Genomic DNA, 17,782 nt, shown 5'->3' on the forward strand with positions numbered 1-17,782 from the left:
TAGAAAATGGCAAAGAAAGCGGTTGCTTCGTTTAAAAAAGCTGACGGACGTACCTATTCTAAGGTTATCAAAATGGTAAAGTCTCCTAAAACGGGAGCTTACACGTTCCAAGAAGAAATGGTTCCTAACGAAGCTGTTAAGGAATACTTCAAGTAAAAATACTACTCAGATATACAAGCAAGGCTGTTACCGAAAAAAGTAACAGCCTTTTTTGTTGGCTCATCACAATAGCCATATTCCACTCCTGTTTCAGGAATAATCGATCAGAAGAGACTGTTGCAAAAGTCAACAGTCTCATGGATTTTGGAGGCAAAGCCGACAAAAGGCACTTTGATCGGGCAGAGAGGGTAAAGTGCAAGGCGCTAAGAGTGAGTGCACAGGGAGTTTACTTCAGGTAAATGACCAAGCGTGAATCTCGCAAGCAACGAAACAATTGGCCTGCTATGCAACGGTCTCCAGAAGGAAGAAAGCAAAAGAAAGGCTGCCCTTATCACTCCAAAAGCTAAGGACAGCCCTACTGCCCGGTAAAAAGCGAAGAGACTTGTCGAGACTGTTGCACGAGAATTGTCCTTTTAATCTTGTATATATCGCTGAATATCATTATATTTGAGATGTAAAACCGCAATCAAAACAGTCTCTATGAGTAAGGAAAAGAACACCAAGGCCCCATCTTTTGCAGAACTAGCAGTAGAACGTCGTCCCCAAGCCACCAAAAACAACTTTTTGTATCAGATTGACACCATTGTAGATTGGCGTCCCATCTCCAACTTGCTCAACAAACATTGCCTTAAGGGAGACACCCCATTTGGCGCTTCCTCTTACCGCCCCATTATGCTCTTCAAGATCCTGCTTTTGGAGACTTGGTACGGTCTCTCAGATCGTCAAGTAGAAGAGCGAATCAACGATTCCCTCACATGGAGTGCCTTCCTAGGGCTGACGATGGATTTCGTTTCACCCGATCACTCGACCATCTGTTGCTTCCGTCCGGAGCTTATAGAGAAAGGTTTAATGGCAAAGCTATTCAAGCTTCTCAACAAGCAACTCAAACAACATGGCATCATGGAGATCAAAGAGGGCGCCATTGTGGACGCAAGCATTGTTGACAGTCCCAACAAACCAACGGGAGGGTGTCAAATTGTGATCTGCGATGATCGAGTGGATGCTCGTAGAGATCAGGAGAAAGAGGCTGAGGAAGAATACCAGGTCAAAGTCTGCTCAACGAAACCCGGCGTAGATGAAGAGGCTCGTTGGGTAAAGAAATGCAACAAATATAGATACGGTTACAAGAAGCACGTCTTAACAGACACCGGGGGACTGATACATGAAGTAATCACCACAGCGGCTAATGTGGCAGATACGACACAAATCATTCCTCTTTTGGAGCAGGCTCAACTCCCCCAAGAGACAATGATATTAGCGGACAAAGGTTACACATCCAAGAGGAACAGAGGTTATCTGTGCGACCACAACCTGATAGATGGCATCATGCACAAAGCAGTCAAGGGAGTGCCACTGAAGGAGGGTAAAAAGCAATTGAATAGGCTGATCAGTTCCATGCGATGGCAAATAGAGCGTAGCTTTGGTAGCATTATACGATGGTTTCATGGAGGACGATGTCGCTACCGAGGATTGCTAAAACGCATTATCAGAACCTCATTGAGTCTTTGGCCTACAATCTCAAACGTGCGCCAAGGCTACTTATGCAACAAAGCGTAAGCTAACCCCCCGATTGAAGGGTAAGCCCCCTCAAGTAGCTCAAAAATGAGCTAAATCAAGAAAATTAGAATCAAAATTCCTTCGTCTGTTCTCTAAAATCGGGCGGAAAACTGCTCGTCTTCTGTCTCTGTCTCTAGATCCGACTTTTTCAACAGTCTCCGATTATATTCTTTACTAACCATATCCTCATAAATATCATTTTTTATATGAAAAATTCATTCTTAGCCCAATTTTCCTGTGCAATCCTAAGCCTGTGCACATTTACCTCTTGCGGACAATCCCTCAGCACAAAATTTCTGGAAGGAGAATGGGTTCGTACAGACGTAATAGTAACCAAGAGTAAAAGTGAAGTTCCTGATTATTACATGCAGGCCGCCAAAGAAATTACTCGCAACTCTACGATCAAGTTTGAAAACGATTCCATTTATACAGAAACTTTCATGAAAAATAGATTTGACCCTACCACTCACCGTGAGCGCGGGGTATATCGTGTAAATAAAAGCAAAGGCCTCCTAATCACTTACCCCAAGATAATAGAATCTTTTGAAGGTGAAGGACAATGGTCTACTGAGAATATTGAGAAAGTTTCAAGCTTAACACCCAGGACATACAAAATAAAAATTCACAGTAGAGATAGTATTGATACGGAATTCAATGCTAACAACCTTACAATAACAATTAAAATGAAACGAAAATAGAGTCTTCTACTCTCACTTCTCTGTAGGGAATAATAATTTCTAAGCTATCTGAGATTTATAGTTCTACAGGCAAAAATGGAGAAAACACTAAAAGTTATTTACGTTATTTAAACATTATTTTACCCATACATGTTATTAATTCAAATAATTTGACTAAATTTAACACAGAATAAGTTGCAAATAAAAACATCAAAGTGATAACCGACAACTTGTACAAGCATCTATTAAATGAATAATATATGGGCTTGAACGAGAATATGAAATAAACAAATAAAGACAAAAAAGAATTGAACACATGAAAAAGTCATTGAAATGTATTGGTTTTATGCTATTTGCATTAGTTGCCGTAGCATTTGTTTCTTGTAGTAAAGACACTGATCCCACAGAAGTAGATGTATTTCTCGGATCATATACAGGTAGTATATCATATATCAAAGGTGATAAAATCATCAAGCCTGACAGTGGTAAAGTTACAGTTGCCAAAGCAGGTTCAGAATATATGTTTGCATTCTCAGATGGAATTCCTGACCTCAAAGACGTGAAGTTTAACAAGAAAGATGATCATACTTGGGTTGGTATTTCTAGTGGTATGACCGGTTTGATTACAATCTCTAAAGATAAGCTTGTAATGGCTGTAACCAAAGACGGAGCCGCATGGACAGCTAATTGTTCAAGATAGCATAAGCTGATCAAACAATAGATTCCATAAAATCAATACTCCCTGAGGAATTTACACCGGATACACCGGAATAATTCTTCAGGGATTATTATTTTTAAGCCCAAGCCTTGATAGTACTGTAAAAAGGCTAATATAAAATGTATAAAGTCGAATGAAGTTTACATGAATTACATTTTGCATTCCTCACTACTCACTAATCCATAAACACTATATTCCTTAACCCTCGTAAACAAAGCCACTCTTGTTTATCAAAAAAAATTATAATACACCTGACATATTGGCAAAGATTTTAACGTGCAAGGTTTTTGATAAAGTACCATAAGGGTTAGTCTTTAAATAACCTGACTTATTCCAGTTTTCGACTAATCATAACAACTAACTCAATATTAATATAACTTTTATGCTAACTTTGTTCGTCAATTAATGCAAGTAGCTATAGAACCTATCATTTGTAATATAGGTTAGTAAATAAAGATTTGTTATTCAATAAGCAATCAAAGACATAAGAAAAAGTTTTTTCACGATATAAATGGCAACAAACAACAAAGACAAGAAAAACAAAAAGCCTGTTAGGTTTAATGAAATGTGGATCTACGGCATTGTACTCATCATCCTCACAGCTTTGATGTTCATGCCCGGGAGCGGTGGCATAGGCAAGGAAGTAAGTTGGAATGAGTTTCAGAATATTGCAAAGAAGCAAGCATTCAAAGAAATCACTGTTAATAGAGATAAAAAAGACGCAGTGGGGATACTCAAAAGAAACATGGCTGACAGCGTGTTCAAAAAAGGAGAACTTCCCAACAATCGCGTAGAAAAAGCTCAGGAATATCGTATTTCTACACAAATACCATCAGTAGACAAGTTCTCTGATTTCTATGATCAGAATCAGATTCAAGCCAAAGTAAATTACGAACAAGAAAAATTCAACTTTTGGGGAATATTCCTTAGCTTGGGACCGGTCATTCTCTTGATCGTATTCTGGATCTATATGGTTCGTAGGATGAATAGCGGAGGAAACAATGCCGGCGGAGGTGGAGGTATTTTCAGCGTAGGTAAATCTAAAGCTCAGCTTTATGACAAGAAAAATATACATGTAACCTTCTCTGATGTAGCAGGCTTGCACGAAGCCAAAGAAGAGGTGGAAGAGATTGTACATTTTCTCAAGAATCCTGAGAAATATACCCAACTTGGAGGTAAAATACCCAAAGGAGCCCTCCTTGTAGGCCCTCCCGGAACGGGAAAAACTCTTCTTGCCAAAGCTGTGGCAGGCGAGGCTCATGTTCCTTTCTTCTCTATGTCAGGATCTGATTTTGTGGAGATGTTTGTGGGTGTAGGCGCTTCTCGTGTGAGAGATCTTTTCCGTCAAGCCAAAGAAAAAGCCCCTTGTATCATTTTCATTGACGAGATTGATGCAGTAGGTAGAGCCAGAGGTAAAAATGCCAATCTCGGAGGTAATGACGAAAGAGAGAATACTCTGAATCAATTATTGACAGAGATGGATGGTTTCGGTACCAATAGCGGTGTCATTATATTAGCAGCTACCAACCGAGCAGACATCCTTGATCAGGCATTACTCAGAGCCGGGCGTTTCGACAGACAGATTTATGTGGACTTGCCCGACCTCAACGATCGTAAAGAGATCTTCCTTGTTCACCTCAAACCCCTCAAAACGGATACCAGCGTAGATGTAGACTTACTGGCACGTCAAACTCCGGGATTTTCTGGGGCCGATATTGCTAATGTCTGCAATGAAGCTGCTTTGATAGCAGCCAGGGAAGGACAGCAATTTGTCAATAAGCAAAACTTCATGGATGCTGTAGACAGAGTGATAGGCGGATTGGAGAAGAAGAATAAAATCACCACAGAAGAGGAACGTCGCAGTATTGCTATACACGAATCAGGACACGCCACTATCAGCTGGATGCTACAGTATGCCAACCCTCTGGTAAAAGTAACTATCGTACCTCGTGGTAAAGCTTTGGGTGCGGCATGGTATCTACCCGAAGAAAGACAAATTACCACTACAGATGCTCTTTTGGATCAGATGTGTGCCACTCTCGGTGGTCGTGCAGCAGAAGAACTCTTCCTTGGAAGAATCTCTACCGGAGCTGCCAATGATTTGGAAAGGGTTACCAAGCTTGCATATGCCATGGTAGTCTATTATGGAATGAGCGAAAAACTTCCCAATATCAACTATTATGAAATGCAGAACGAGGGCTATGGTTTCAGCAAACCATATAGCGACCGCACTGCCGAATTGATAGATAAAGAAGTCAAAGAAATCATCGAAAAGCAATATGAGAGAGCCAAAACTATCCTCAAAGAGCAAGCCGAAGGTCATCATGAACTGGCAAGATTGCTTCTCGAAAGAGAGGTTATCTACACTGAAGATGTAGAGAAAATCTTTGGCAAAAGACAGTGGATATCACGCTCAGAGGAACTCATCACGGCTCAGGAGGAGAGAAAGAAACAATTGGGTGCAAATGAAAACACACAATTGACCCCGAGCGATAAAGGTGAAACTCAAGTTGCACAGGGAGAAAATGCTCAAACTCCCAAAGAGGAAAGCAGTACTAAACAATATGGTGAGGGTGATGACGAAGTGGCGGCCACCAAAGCATCATCTGACGAAAAATTATAACTGATTTATCTCCTATATATGAAACCAGTAATCAAAAGACTTATTACCGGGCTTATCTACATTGTGGTTATCTCTATGGCCGTATTGCTCAAGAAGCCATCGCTTTATGTAGCGGTGTTTTCATTGATGATTATGATAGCCATTATGGAGTTTTGCCGTCTGGCAAAAAACAACAGGACTCGTCCATTGAGAAGCATCCTCGATGGTATAGCAGGGGCTTATCTTTTTTCCGTAAGCCTTATCTCAGCAGTATCAGGTTTTGAACGCATCCTATTTGCTCCCTATATCTTCTACATCATCTATATTATGGTGAGAGCAATATATTCTGAGGTCAAGGGGCTACCCCAAGAACTCTCGCGTACTGTATTGGGACAAATATACATTGCGGGCGGTATGTCATTGGCAAACTTCATCCTCTTTAGCTCTACCCCGGCAACGGCATCATTCGATCAGGCTAGAAGTACCCTACTCTTTTTCATCTTTGTGATAATCTGGATGAATGACACAGGGGCATATATAATAGGGTCATCTTTCGGGAAAAAGCGACTATTTCCATCTCTTTCCCCTCTCAAAAGTTGGGAAGGTTTTTGGGGCGGATTAGTCTTTTCAATGATCTCAGCCGCAATTTTCGGGCATTTCTTTATTGAGATAGACAAGCCTTTGTACATTTGGGTTATCTTGGGAGCACTTATTTCGGTGGGTGCTACTTGGGGAGATCTCTTTGAGTCTTCACTCAAACGTAACGCCGGGGTCAAAGACTCAGGGCGTATGCTGCCCGGTCACGGAGGTATGCTCGATAGGATAGATAGTATCCTCTTTGCTATCCCTGTAGCTTATATAGGATTTATTTTGTTCGGGATATAAGAAACTCTGTCCCATAATATAAAATAGCCCCCCAAGAAAAGCGATCCATGAATTTGACTTCATGGATCGCTTTTCTTGGGGGCTTGATAGGAATGAAGTAATGCGCACATCATACAGCCTTCTATGTTTACATCTATTCAAACTATTACAACAACATTTTCACCTCAAAGCCACTTGGCACTACTCCCAAAATCGATCACAACTACACCCATCATAACCGACCCTGAATAGAATATAAAATTTTAATTATAAGAGGAAAAGATCCTCCCAAAGATATAAATCATGCAGTATATAAGTAGATTTTTGTCATAACATGCTTTCACTATGCCATTATAATTGTACATTTGTCTTTCGATAATCAAATTTTGGCTACAATACATTATCGAAAATATGGAAATAAAACACTTGGTTAAGGAAAATTCTCTTCTTAGCCGTTATGTATCTGAAATGAGAAATATTCAGATTCAGAAAGATAGCTTGAGATTTCGCCGCAATATAGAACGTGTGGGCGAAATTATGGCTTATGAAATCAGCAAAACTTTCGACTACAAGACTGAAGAGATCCGTACTCCACTGGGTTGTTGTTCCTGCTCACTTCCGGGAGAACAGGTTGTAATAGGTACAATACTCCGTGCGGGATTGCCTTTTCATCAAGGATTTCTAAGCTATTTGGACGATGCTGAAAATGCCTTCGTTTCGGCATATCGCAAGTATAAAGACCGCCTCAACTTCGATATATTTATCGAATATATCGCTTCCCCTGATCTTACAGGCAAAACGCTTATTCTTGCAGATCCCATGCTCGCTACAGGTGGCTCTATGGAGCTTGCTTTCAGGGCTCTTCTTACCAAAGGACAACCCAGACACATTCATTTGACTTCTATCATTGCTAGTCAGCAAGCCATCGATTATCTTGAAAGTATTTATCCGCAAAGCAATATTACACTTTGGGTGGCTGATATTGACCCTGAGTTGGATGAGCATTCCTACATAGTACCGGGACTCGGTGACGCTGGTGACCTTGCTTATGGCGAAAAACTCTAAGGAGTCAAAAATCAAGGAACTCGAACTTTTAGCTCCGGCTAAAGATCTTGACACGGCTCGTGAAGCAATCCTTCACGGAGCCGATGCCATATATATAGGAGCACCTCGCTTCGGAGCCCGAGCGGCAGCAGGTGTCACCTTGCAAGACATAGCTACGCTTACTCACGAAGCGCATCGATTCAATGTAAAGATATACGTTACCCTCAATACCATCCTCTTCGAAAACGAAATGGAGGATGCCCAATCACTTATATGGGACTTATATCATGCAGGAGCAGATGCCCTCATCATTCAAGATATGGGCATTCTGTCGCTTGATCTGCCACCCATCCCTTTGCATGCAAGCACCCAGTGCAATACACGCACAGTAGATGATGTGATCACACTGGAGTCATTGGGATTTACACAAGTCGTGCTTGCTCGTGAACTAAATATTGAAGAAATCACAACGATAGCTTCCCGCACTACCGTTCCTCTCGAGGTATTTGTTCATGGAGCACTCTGTGTAAGTCTGAGCGGACAGTGCTACCTTTCTCAGGCGATCAAGGGGCGTAGTGCCAATAGAGGCGAATGTGCCCAAATGTGTCGCTTACCCTATACACTTATCGATGCAGATGATAACGTAATTATCCGAGACAGACACCTCCTATCACCCAAAGATCTTAACAGGTCTACATCTATTGACCGACTTATAGAAGCAGGAGCTTCTTCATTCAAAATTGAGGGTAGGCTCAAAGGGCAGACTTATGTAAAAAACATAACAGCCCACTACCGCAATATCATAGACGCCTATATAGCCGACCACCCTGAGGGATACAAACGCTCCTCTTGCGGTACGTCTGTGATTACATTTCAGCCCAATCCAGCCAAAAGCTTCAATCGGGGATTTACTGACTTTTACTTTCACAAACCCACACACAAGCACCCTAACCAGCTTGTCATCAATGCAATATCACCCAAAAGCATAGGAGAACCTATAGGTATAGTAAAAGAATGTAAAAAAGGAATAATGAAAATGGATGCCACTACCGACCTGCATAATGGTGATGGTATCTACTATGTAACGCAAGATGAACAATCGGGCGGAGCAAAGATAAACACAATTAATGCCAAAGGAGTTATAGGCCTTAACAATCCCATCAATCTACCTGCGGGAACAAGAATATACAGAAACTTAGACCATAAGTTTGAAAGACAGCTTAGCTCACCCACAGCAGAGCGGAAACTAAGAATCGATATTAACCTGAGAGAAACTCCTGACGGATTTGCTTTAGACATGTGTTGTCCTGAGCTCCAAATTGCCAAGGTAACAAACGCTCTTGATTTCGAGCATCAGCCGGCAAAAAAGTTTGATCGCCAAAGAATACAAACTGAGTTGGGTAAGTTAGGCAATACTATCTTTACACCCGGCATCATAGAAATATCATTGGATAGCGAGCCTTTCATCCCTATGTCATTACTGGGAGAGCTCCGAAGAGAGACAGTGGAAAGCCTACTGAAAGCAATTGACATTAACCAAAGACCTTGCACCAATAAGCTTACACAGGTAATGAAGGACAAAGTATCAGCTCTTCATACTCCCTCAGGGTTACAAGAAATCTCATATCTTGGGAATGTATCCAATAGTTTTGCCCGAAAACATTACCTACAAAGAGGATACAAGCAAGTGGCTGAAGCTTATGAGCTGAATCCCTCTTCAAATGCAATACTTATGTTTACAAAACATTGTTTACGCCGTCAGATCGGCTATTGTAACAAAGAAAATACTCATAAAATGCCTTTCAAAGAACCTCTATTTCTCCTGCAAGATGGGAATAAGATGCAACTAAGTTTCGACTGCAAAGAATGTATGATGCATATTACCTTGTGCAACGAGAAAAAATCGAATAACAGGAAATAAAAATATCTTCACCTCTTGACAAAGGGGGGTGACTTGTTGTATATTTGTATCAGCACAGATTATATTTATTATATACACATTCATTACAGCTGTTATGAGTAGTTAATCAAAAAACATACGGGGATTCAACAATAATACTATTTTAGGGTGGGAATATTCTATGCAACTTTGCACGCATCCTGATCACGTAAATACGACAAAAAGACATTCAAAGTAAAATATCAAATTGTCATAATGTAAAAATATAGTTCATACATCAATAAAAAATCCGTAAGCGAACTTTATAAGCTCGTTTACGGATTTTTTACAATAAAGCTTAAACGGCTTTTATTCTTAGTTACAACATCATTTTTTTCTAACTATAACATATTATTTTCCTAACTAGGCAATTGAGTTTTCCTAGTTGAGAAAATAACAAAACATAACTAAGAAAAAACCGTAGCCTAGTTAGAAAAATAATAAATGACATTCCTCCATAAGATAAAAACCCAAACACCCCCCAAAAAAACAAAAGCACATAAAAAGCCGGCAATATCAATTATCTTAACACTGTCAATCCAAAATCACTATCAATACGACAATCAGAAAAAATTCATTTTTAGCTGATTTATGAGTGTAAAAGAAGAGAAAATCCATCCTAAATGAAATAAATCGGAACTGTACCCTTTGAGTTAAAAAAGCCTTTTGTAAATAAATATATTGACACAAAAGAAATGGGAGAAACATACGATGATGCTTCTCCCATTTTGATTTTAGAGTAGTGGCAAACTTATTTTCTTGCTTTTCTGAAAGTATGTTTGAATTCTTCGATTTTCTCCACTCTTTTCAGACGTTGAACTTCGGGTTCAGACCAAAGTTCTTCTTTCTCCGCAGGTCGTACATAAGCCAAAGCATCTCCTTTGGTTACAGTTTTACCCTGAGCCATCACTTCTGTAAGACGACCGGTAAAATTGCTCGCTACCGGTTCAATATACCCTGCCGGTGTTTGGATAAAGCAGAATGGCTGATTAGTCTTTACTTCACTGCCCACTGCGGGTGGTACTGATTTGTCATCCAAATCAACCTCCCAGATAATCTTACCTGAGGCCGGTGAAACGATAGCTTCCGTACCCAGACGTTTAGCTTTGAGAGCATCCTCCTCATTATAGCCTTGTTTTACCAAAGCATCGGTCTTAGCTTTTTCTACTTCGGCTATGAATCGCTCTTTGGCTACACCGCTCTTGTAATCGCGATATTGGCGATCGTGCATGGCGAGTTCGAAAAGCTCTTCGTCGTCAGGACCATATTCCCAGCCATTCTCATCCATTTCTTTACGATATTCGTCGAGAGCATCAGGATAGTTTTGCTGTGGATCATCATCAGTAAATTCAAAACCTTTTTCTTTTGCCAAAGCAACGAGTTCGGGATCAAGCTTGCCCGGAAGACGACCGGACTTACCCAAGATCATACCCCAAGTATTCTGGTCAATAGCTTGCCAGCGACCTTCGCCACGAACCATGTTGTATACATTCATCAAAGCTACGTTCTTGACATATTGGCTGAAAGGCGTTACCAATGGAGGATAACCCAACCGAGGCCATACGTAAGCCACCTCATCAAACAACTTCACGAGCAAGTCATCGATAGTAAGTTCGGGCTCACCTTTGCCTCTGAGGAACATATTGATACCGGCATGTACCCCTTTGAGGTCAGCCATCATAGAACCCATCATACCGCCAGGCAGACCGCAACCAACCAGTAAGGATGACATATGTTTGTTAGTGGGGTCGATGAAGTATCCCAAGAAATCATCAATAAACTCCTGAGTGAGTGAACGAGCTTTCATGTAAGCATTCATATTGATTTCAGGCACTTGGAATCCTGCATCAAAAAGCATCTCACGAATAGTGATTACATCCGGATGCACTTTACCCCAAGATAGCGGCTCCATAGCTACGTCGATGATATCGGCGCCGTTTTCGCATACTTCCAGCATAGAAGCAACAGAGAAACCTGGGCCCGAGTGGCCATGATATTCAATGATTACTTCAGGATGTTTTGTTTTAATATCCTTTACTAATCGGCCTAAAAACGCGGGACGGCCTACTCCGGCCATGTCTTTAAGACAGATTTCAGGAGCACCGGCAGCAATAAGCTCATCGGCAAGATTGGAGTAATACTCTACAGTGTGAACCGGTGAATGAGTAATACATAACGTAGCCTGAGGTATCATACCGGCCTCAAGCGCATACTTGATAGATGGTATAATATTACGGGCATCGTTGAGACCATCGAAAATACGAGTGATATCTACTCCTTGTGCTTTCTTGACCTTGTACATCAGTTTACGTACGTCTGCTGGTACCGGGTACATACGTAAACCATTCAGCCCACGGTCGAGCATGTGTGTTTGAATACCTGCGTCATTTAATGGTTTAGTAAACGTGCGAACTGCATTGTTTGGGTTTTCGCCATAAAGTAAATTCACTTGCTCAAAAGCACCACCATTGGTCTCTACTCGAGCAAAGCAACCCATCTCAACAAGCACAGGCGCGATCTTAGCCAATTGATCCAAACGTGGCTGGTACTTCCCTGAGGATTGCCACATGTCACGATAAACTAGGCTAAATTTGATTTCTTTTTTCATAGAACAGATGTATTATAAATGATTTATAATGTTGTGCGTTTTATCTTTTTGTTTTTCAATTTGCTGTAAAGTATGCACCCACTGGCAAGCAACTATTCCGGCGGTTTCCGCGCGAAGTCTACTGTCGCCCAGAGTAATACCATGGTAACCCAGATTAACGGCCAGCTCTATCTCCTTCAGACTAAAATCACCTTCGGGTCCGATAAGAATAGTAGCTCCGCTTCCCGGTGGAAGGATCGAAGCGGGTATCTCTCTCAAAGGTAATGAAGCATCATCTACACAATGAGCGATAAGCCCTGAATTGAATGTCAAAGGTCGCTTGACAAAATCTATAAACGGTACATCTACTTCCAAGGCGGGTAGCACGGCTTTGAGAGATTGCTTCATGGCACTTATCATCACTCGTTCTATCCTCTCGGGCTTGACTGTCTTACGCTCGGAATGCTCCGTTTTCAGAAATACTATGCCGTCAATGCCTATTTCAACCAATTTTTCGACCATCCACTCCATGCGGTCAAGATTCTTTGTCGGTGCTATAGCGATGACTATAGGGCCATTCCAGTTTCTCGACCAAATAGTGGTCTGATCAATGCTGACCATACATTCCTGACGTTTGAGAGAAACTATTGTAGCCACATGGACTTTGCCGTGTCCGTCCGTTATCAGTATTTGATCCCCTACCTGCTTTCTCAATACTCTTCCGCAATGCATTGCTTCCGGCTCAGGCAGCTGTCCCGTTATGCCGATTTCGGGTGCATAAAACAACGGCAGTTCTGTCATTCCTTTCATTCCTGTCAATGGTCTTAACTAATCATTCTCAAAAATAATGAATATATCGAGATACTGGTTAACTTTGTTGCATCAATTAATGTTTTTTATCCATAATTATTTTTTTAAAGTGAGAATCGACATCATAACTGTGCTTCCGGAGATGATCCAAGGCTCCTTCGAAACGTCCATATTAAATAGAGCTCAAAAGAAGGGTTTGGCAGAAGTACACCTGCACCAGCTAAGGGACTATTCCAATGATAAGTGGAAACGTGTAGATGATTATCCCTTTGGAGGTGAAGCCGGTATGGTGATGAAAGTAGAGCCTATAGATAATGTTATTACCGCTTTAAAAAAAGAGCGTACATACGATGAGGTCATTTATACCTCCCCGGATGGAGAAACATTCAATCAAGCTATAGCCAATGAGCTGAGCCTTTACAAAAATATCATCATACTCTGTGGTCATTACAAAGGCATTGATTACAGAATCAGAGAACATCTTATCACCCGTGAGATTTCTATAGGGGATTATGTACTTACGGGGGGTGAGTTGGCGGCTGCAGTAATTGCTGACGCTGTAGTAAGGTTAATCCCGGGAGCTATAGGAGATGCAGAAAGTGCATTGTCCGATACTTTCCAAGATGATCTATTGGCTCCCCCGGTATATACCCGCCCGGCAGATTATAAAGGCTGGAAGGTTCCCGAAATACTCTTGAGCGGTCATGAAGCAAAAATAAACCAGTGGAAAATGGAGCAATCACTGGAAAGAACTCAACGCCTAAGACCTGATTTGTTGAAAAAATAAGGCTTTGCTGTATTATTGTCATATCGTGGTACTCTTTTTGTGTACTTATATATGTATTATAATGCATAGCTATTAACAGATTAATAAGGTAAAGCTGTAAAAATATCTGCTCGTGATATACTCATCAGTCATAAAAAGCTTGTTATGAGTATATATATTACCTTTGGAGGTAATTATGCACGAAATGATTTTGGACAGAATACTCCTATTAAAATAACATCATCAAAATATGAATAACGAGAACAAACAACACTCGAATTCTATGGAAGAAGAGGAATTGACAAATCAAATGACAGAAAGTCAGTCTGATAAGCCTGAAAGTGAAGATATGTCTGCCATAGGTGACAAGGTGACAAACGAAATCGATGAAATAAGAAAAGAATTGGCAACTCTCAATGATAGTCACTTAAGATTAATGGCGGAATATGACAACTACCGCAAACGCACCTTGAAAGAGAAAAGCGAATTGATTAAAAACGGTGGAGAAAAAGCTTTGACAGAGCTACTCCCTGTCATAGATGATATGGAACTTGCTCTAAAAAACATCAAAGAATCCAATGACTCCGAAGCGATCAAAGAAGGTCTGTTTCTAATTTACAACAAATTTATGGACTACCTTGGGCGACAAGGAGTAAAGGCTATAGAAACAGAAAACAAACCTTTTGATGATGAGCAATGTGAAGCTATAGCGGTAGTTCCTGCGCCAAATGAAGACAGCAAGGGTAAAATATTGGATTGCATCAAGAGCGGATATACCCTGAACGGTAAAGTAATCCGCCATGCAAATGTCGTGGTCGGACAATAAATTAAGAATTGACCTAAAGATCATATAATAATCACGATGGCAAGTAAAAGAGATTACTACGAGATACTCGGGGTTGACAAAAACGCCACTGACGATGTACTCAAAAAAGCATACAGAAAAAAAGCAATACAATATCACCCGGACAAAAACCCGGGGGATAAAGAAGCTGAAGAACATTTTAAGGAAGTAGCAGAAGCATATGACGTGCTTAGTGACCCGCAGAAACGTGCCAGATACGACCAATTTGGACACGCCGGAGTAGGTAGTAGCGCTGCAAGCAATGGTGCTGACTTTGGAGGAGGTATGTCTATGGAGGATATCTTCAGTAGGTTCGGAGACTTATTCGGCGGACATTATGGTGGTTTTGGTGGCTTTAGTGGTATGGGCGGCATGGGAGGAAGGACTCAAAGAAGAGTAGCCAGAGGCTCAGACCTTAGAGTAAGAGTAAAGCTTACATTGGAAGATATCAGTAAAGGTGTAGAAAAAAAGCTAAAGGTAAAAAAATACGTTCCTTGTTCTCATTGTCATGGTGAAGGGACTGAGGACAGCAACGGCAAAACTACTTGTACGACTTGTCAAGGCACCGGTACCGTAACCTCAATAAGCAATACTTTCTTGGGACAAATGCAAACCCAAAGTGTATGTCCCACTTGCCACGGAGAAGGAGTAATCATCACAAAGCCATGCTCTCATTGTAGTGGTAAGGGCATAGAGATTGGAGAGGAATTGATTAGTTTCCATATTCCTGCTGGAGTGGCAGAGGGTATGCAGCTCACTGTAAACGGCAAAGGAAATGCAGCCCCTCGAGGTGGTATTAGCGGAGATCTTATCGTTGTGATCCAGGAAGAGCCGGATCCCAATCTTATTCGCAATGGGAATGACCTTATCTACAATCTACTTATCTCAATTCCTTTGGCTACACAAGGGGGCTCTGTAGAGGTGCCTACCATAACGGGAAAAGCCCGTGTAAAGATAGAGCCAGGAACTCAACCGGGCAAAGTACTCCGATTGAGAAACAAAGGACTACCGAGCGTAAATGGATTTGGGACAGGGGATCTGTTGGTCAACGTAAATGTCTATATCCCCACAATACTTAACAACAAAGATCGTGAGACGCTACAATCTATGGAAGCTTCTGACAACTTCAAACCTACAGAAGAAGCCAGAAAGACTATAGACAAAAAATACAGAGAAATGCTGAGATAATATTGCTCATCTGCAAACAAAAAGATAAGTCATTGCGGGTCGTAACCTTCATGGGTTCGACCCGTTTTTATTATATTTGCTTCTATTATAAAAGATATAGACATATGAACAGACTCCAAAAATGGTCTCTCTTAGTATTTATTTGTGTTGTCGGTAATGTAGCCCTTCTAGCACAAAATAAAACTAAGGAAGCCTTGGCAATGAAAAAAAATGCAGAGGCGGTGGATTTCTACATTGAAAACATGGACAACCCTACAGAAATAAGAAAGGCTATTACGATGCTGGATGAAGCCATCGCTATAGATCCTGATTATGACATGTCCTATCTCAACAAAGCCCAATACCTGAGCATTTGCGGAGATACCCAAAAGGCTATAACTGTACTTGAAGCTGCTGTAAAAAGATTTCCCGAGAGTTCTCGATTCTCTTTCTCTTTGGGTATGTTATACGAAAAGATAGGCCATACAGCACAAGCTAAAACGGCATTCAAACAAGCACTCCTAAAGTTTGAAGCATATGCACAAAAAGAAAAGATCGATAAAAATGTGGCAGATGCAGAGAGAGCTTACCTCAATTTTTTCATTGATCACAATGTTACGGAAGCTCTGAATAAACTAAATGATGTGGCTGCACAGCAAAAGGATGCAGACAAATACAGCGCAGACAACACAAAATATTATATTGATGAATTATCTCAAAGTTCTTATCAAGATATTGTATCCCGATATTGGCATAGATAAAGTGAACTTCCGGGACATCAATATATATATTCCTAAGAAACAAAAAGGCTCTATTTCAATTGTGTGAAATAGAGCCTTTTTGAGTTGAGGGCAAAGAAAATTTTTAATATTCTTACATCCTTTTTGAGACTGTTGCAAAAGTCAACAATCTCGTGGATTTTGGAGGCAAAGCCGACAAAAGACACTTTGACCGGGCAGAGAAGGTAAAGTGCAAGGTGCTAAGAGTGAGTGCACAGAGAGTTTACTTCCGGTAAATGACCAAGCGCGAATCTCGCAAGCAACGAAGCAATTTGCTTGCTATGCAACGGTCTCTTTTTATACAATGGGCATAAATCAAAGTATTCAAAGATTATTTCTGAGGCTTGAAAGTAATGGTTTTGCCATTGATCGTCAGTTCTCCGCCATCTGATTTAGTTGTCCATTTCATTGCTTCATTTTCGTATTCAGCACCTTTGGCCCAAGCAGTAGTTTGCGGCAGCACTTGATCTTTGTAAGTATCATAAGTAATAGTTACTGTAGGCTTTTCACCGCTAGTATTATAAACAGCGCTAAGGCTCTTTCCGTCCTTACTGATAAACTCCTGTGATATGACTTGTTGCCTGCTGTTTGTCTCTTCACTTTTGCAATCAGTTTCATTGAGTGGTCTTACATTTATTACTTCAATAACTTCGTAGACACCATCGTATTCAGCAGCAAATCCCTCAGTTGTTTTACCCTTATCTACCACTTTGAGTTCTGCATATATGGGGGTGTAATGCTCTTTAGCGTCTTTTGTCAACTCCTCATATTGAGCTTTCAACTTATCGGTGGTATCCTCAACCCAAAAAGCGTCTTTGCTTCCGCAAGGAGTAAATACCTCTCCTTCATGTCCCATAACCAGCTGTCCTTTTACTGTTATATACGCTACTGAGTCTGCTGATGCTATTTCTTGAGAATCAGTTTTTTTATTTTGATGGCAAGATAAAAATGTTACTACCATCATAAATACGATCAAAATTTTCTTTTTCATAATTTTGTTGATTTTAGCTTTTATTATTTAAAATATCCCATAATCACAAAAGGGGAAAGCACAAAGTTAAAAATTTATCCCACACCCGTTCAAAATGCAGCTATTTACTATGAAGTAATGTCCTACTATATAAAGGGTTTTCGGATAGCCCAATTAAACTTTTTTAAACAAAACATAGTAGGTCACACAACATCCCTGAGAATAAAGTCATTTCACACCCTAATTATGCACTATTTATTCTTAATTTTAACACTTATAAACGAATCATATTTGTATAT

14 protein-coding genes and 1 pseudogene are annotated in these 17,782 nt (G+C 40.7%); 12 read left to right on the top strand and 3 right to left on the bottom strand.

The window, feature by feature from the left end; translation table 11 throughout:
- The first annotated feature begins 6 nt into the window (after nucleotides 1-6).
- The 8 genes and pseudogenes from VYJ22_RS10455 to VYJ22_RS10490 all read left to right on the top strand — a co-directional run bounded on the left by VYJ22_RS10455 (nucleotide 7) and on the right by VYJ22_RS10490 (nucleotide 9,542).
- A complete protein-coding gene (locus VYJ22_RS10455) occupies nucleotides 7-156 on the top strand; it encodes a DUF4295 domain-containing protein (protein WP_329904000.1) in 150 nt (49 codons plus the stop codon).
- A gap of 483 nt (nucleotides 157-639) precedes the next feature.
- Nucleotides 640-1,721: pseudogene (locus VYJ22_RS10460) on the top strand (IS5 family transposase).
- A gap of 201 nt (nucleotides 1,722-1,922) precedes the next feature.
- Nucleotides 1,923-2,414, top strand: coding sequence for a hypothetical protein (locus VYJ22_RS10465; RefSeq protein WP_329904001.1), 492 nt, complete (start codon nucleotides 1,923-1,925; stop codon nucleotides 2,412-2,414).
- 295 nt (nucleotides 2,415-2,709) lie between these two features.
- A complete protein-coding gene (locus VYJ22_RS10470) occupies nucleotides 2,710-3,093 on the top strand; it encodes a hypothetical protein (RefSeq protein WP_329904002.1) in 384 nt (127 codons plus the stop codon).
- 529 nt (nucleotides 3,094-3,622) lie between these two features.
- Entirely contained in the window at nucleotides 3,623-5,734 is a 2,112-nt protein-coding gene (ftsH, locus tag VYJ22_RS10475; protein ID WP_329904003.1) for an ATP-dependent zinc metalloprotease FtsH, read from the top strand.
- An 18-nt stretch (nucleotides 5,735-5,752) separates the two neighbouring features.
- Nucleotides 5,753-6,598, top strand: a complete 846-nt coding sequence (locus VYJ22_RS10480; RefSeq protein WP_329904005.1) for a phosphatidate cytidylyltransferase — start codon at nucleotides 5,753-5,755, stop codon at nucleotides 6,596-6,598.
- A gap of 390 nt (nucleotides 6,599-6,988) precedes the next feature.
- Nucleotides 6,989-7,642: a uracil phosphoribosyltransferase gene (gene upp / locus VYJ22_RS10485; protein WP_329904006.1), complete on the top strand. Its 654-nt coding sequence runs from the start codon at nucleotides 6,989-6,991 to the stop codon at nucleotides 7,640-7,642.
- Entirely contained in the window at nucleotides 7,626-9,542 is a 1,917-nt protein-coding gene (locus VYJ22_RS10490; protein WP_329904008.1) for a peptidase U32 family protein, read from the top strand. Before upp ends, VYJ22_RS10490 begins: the two co-directional genes overlap by 17 nt.
- Nucleotides 9,543-10,311: 769 nt before the next feature.
- On the opposite strand, the gene VYJ22_RS10495 is transcribed toward VYJ22_RS10490, so the two are convergent.
- Complete coding sequence (locus tag VYJ22_RS10495; RefSeq protein ID WP_329904009.1) at nucleotides 10,312-12,168, bottom strand: oxaloacetate decarboxylase; 1,857 nt, start codon at nucleotides 12,166-12,168, stop codon at nucleotides 10,312-10,314.
- Nucleotides 12,169-12,180: 12 nt separating this feature from the next.
- Nucleotides 12,181-12,957, bottom strand: coding sequence for an RsmE family RNA methyltransferase (locus tag VYJ22_RS10500; RefSeq protein WP_329904010.1), 777 nt, complete (start codon nucleotides 12,955-12,957; stop codon nucleotides 12,181-12,183).
- 109 nt (nucleotides 12,958-13,066) lie between these two features.
- Between VYJ22_RS10500 and trmD the strand changes: the two genes are divergently transcribed.
- The 4 genes from trmD (at nucleotide 13,067) to VYJ22_RS10520 (ending at nucleotide 16,495) form a co-directional block, all read left to right on the top strand.
- Nucleotides 13,067-13,744 (top strand): tRNA (guanosine(37)-N1)-methyltransferase TrmD, encoded by a 678-nt coding sequence (trmD, locus tag VYJ22_RS10505; protein ID WP_329904011.1) that lies wholly within the window; start codon nucleotides 13,067-13,069, stop codon nucleotides 13,742-13,744.
- Between the two features lie 229 nt (nucleotides 13,745-13,973).
- Nucleotides 13,974-14,549 carry a nucleotide exchange factor GrpE gene (locus tag VYJ22_RS10510; RefSeq protein WP_407988965.1) on the top strand — a complete coding sequence of 192 codons (576 nt, stop codon included), beginning with the start codon at nucleotides 13,974-13,976 and terminating at the stop codon, nucleotides 14,547-14,549.
- A gap of 36 nt (nucleotides 14,550-14,585) precedes the next feature.
- Complete coding sequence (dnaJ, locus tag VYJ22_RS10515; RefSeq protein ID WP_329904013.1) at nucleotides 14,586-15,755, top strand: molecular chaperone DnaJ; 1,170 nt, start codon at nucleotides 14,586-14,588, stop codon at nucleotides 15,753-15,755.
- A 104-nt stretch (nucleotides 15,756-15,859) separates the two neighbouring features.
- Nucleotides 15,860-16,495, top strand: coding sequence for a tetratricopeptide repeat protein (locus VYJ22_RS10520; RefSeq protein ID WP_329904014.1), 636 nt, complete (start codon nucleotides 15,860-15,862; stop codon nucleotides 16,493-16,495).
- 349 nt (nucleotides 16,496-16,844) lie between these two features.
- Here the strand turns inward: VYJ22_RS10520 and VYJ22_RS10525 are convergent, their stop codons facing one another.
- Nucleotides 16,845-17,504, bottom strand: coding sequence for a hypothetical protein (locus tag VYJ22_RS10525; RefSeq protein WP_329904015.1), 660 nt, complete (start codon nucleotides 17,502-17,504; stop codon nucleotides 16,845-16,847).
- Nucleotides 17,505-17,782 lie beyond the last annotated feature (278 nt).

Source organism: Porphyromonas pogonae, from assembly GCF_036320655.1.
GTDB classification, from domain to species: domain Bacteria; phylum Bacteroidota; class Bacteroidia; order Bacteroidales; family Porphyromonadaceae; genus Porphyromonas; species Porphyromonas pogonae.

Excerpts from the sequence above, each read along its gene's own strand:
- VYJ22_RS10455 (WP_329904000.1), top strand. The coding sequence starts at position 7 with ATGGCAAAGAAAGCGGTTGCTTCGTTTAAAAAAGCTGACGGACGTACC.
- VYJ22_RS10510 (WP_407988965.1), top strand. The coding sequence starts at position 13,974 with ATGAATAACGAGAACAAACAACACTCGAATTCTATGGAAGAAGAGGAA.
- upp (WP_329904006.1), top strand. The coding sequence starts at position 6,989 with ATGGAAATAAAACACTTGGTTAAGGAAAATTCTCTTCTTAGCCGTTAT.
- VYJ22_RS10465 (WP_329904001.1), top strand. The coding sequence starts at position 1,923 with ATGAAAAATTCATTCTTAGCCCAATTTTCCTGTGCAATCCTAAGCCTG.
- VYJ22_RS10480 (WP_329904005.1), top strand. The coding sequence starts at position 5,753 with ATGAAACCAGTAATCAAAAGACTTATTACCGGGCTTATCTACATTGTG.
- VYJ22_RS10495 (WP_329904009.1), bottom strand. The coding sequence starts at position 12,168 with ATGAAAAAAGAAATCAAATTTAGCCTAGTTTATCGTGACATGTGGCAA.
- dnaJ (WP_329904013.1), top strand. The coding sequence starts at position 14,586 with ATGGCAAGTAAAAGAGATTACTACGAGATACTCGGGGTTGACAAAAAC.
- VYJ22_RS10470 (WP_329904002.1), top strand. The coding sequence starts at position 2,710 with ATGAAAAAGTCATTGAAATGTATTGGTTTTATGCTATTTGCATTAGTT.
- ftsH (WP_329904003.1), top strand. The coding sequence starts at position 3,623 with ATGGCAACAAACAACAAAGACAAGAAAAACAAAAAGCCTGTTAGGTTT.
- VYJ22_RS10500 (WP_329904010.1), bottom strand. The coding sequence starts at position 12,957 with ATGAAAGGAATGACAGAACTGCCGTTGTTTTATGCACCCGAAATCGGC.
- VYJ22_RS10520 (WP_329904014.1), top strand. The coding sequence starts at position 15,860 with ATGAACAGACTCCAAAAATGGTCTCTCTTAGTATTTATTTGTGTTGTC.
- VYJ22_RS10525 (WP_329904015.1), bottom strand. The coding sequence starts at position 17,504 with ATGAAAAAGAAAATTTTGATCGTATTTATGATGGTAGTAACATTTTTA.
- VYJ22_RS10490 (WP_329904008.1), top strand. The coding sequence starts at position 7,626 with ATGGCGAAAAACTCTAAGGAGTCAAAAATCAAGGAACTCGAACTTTTA.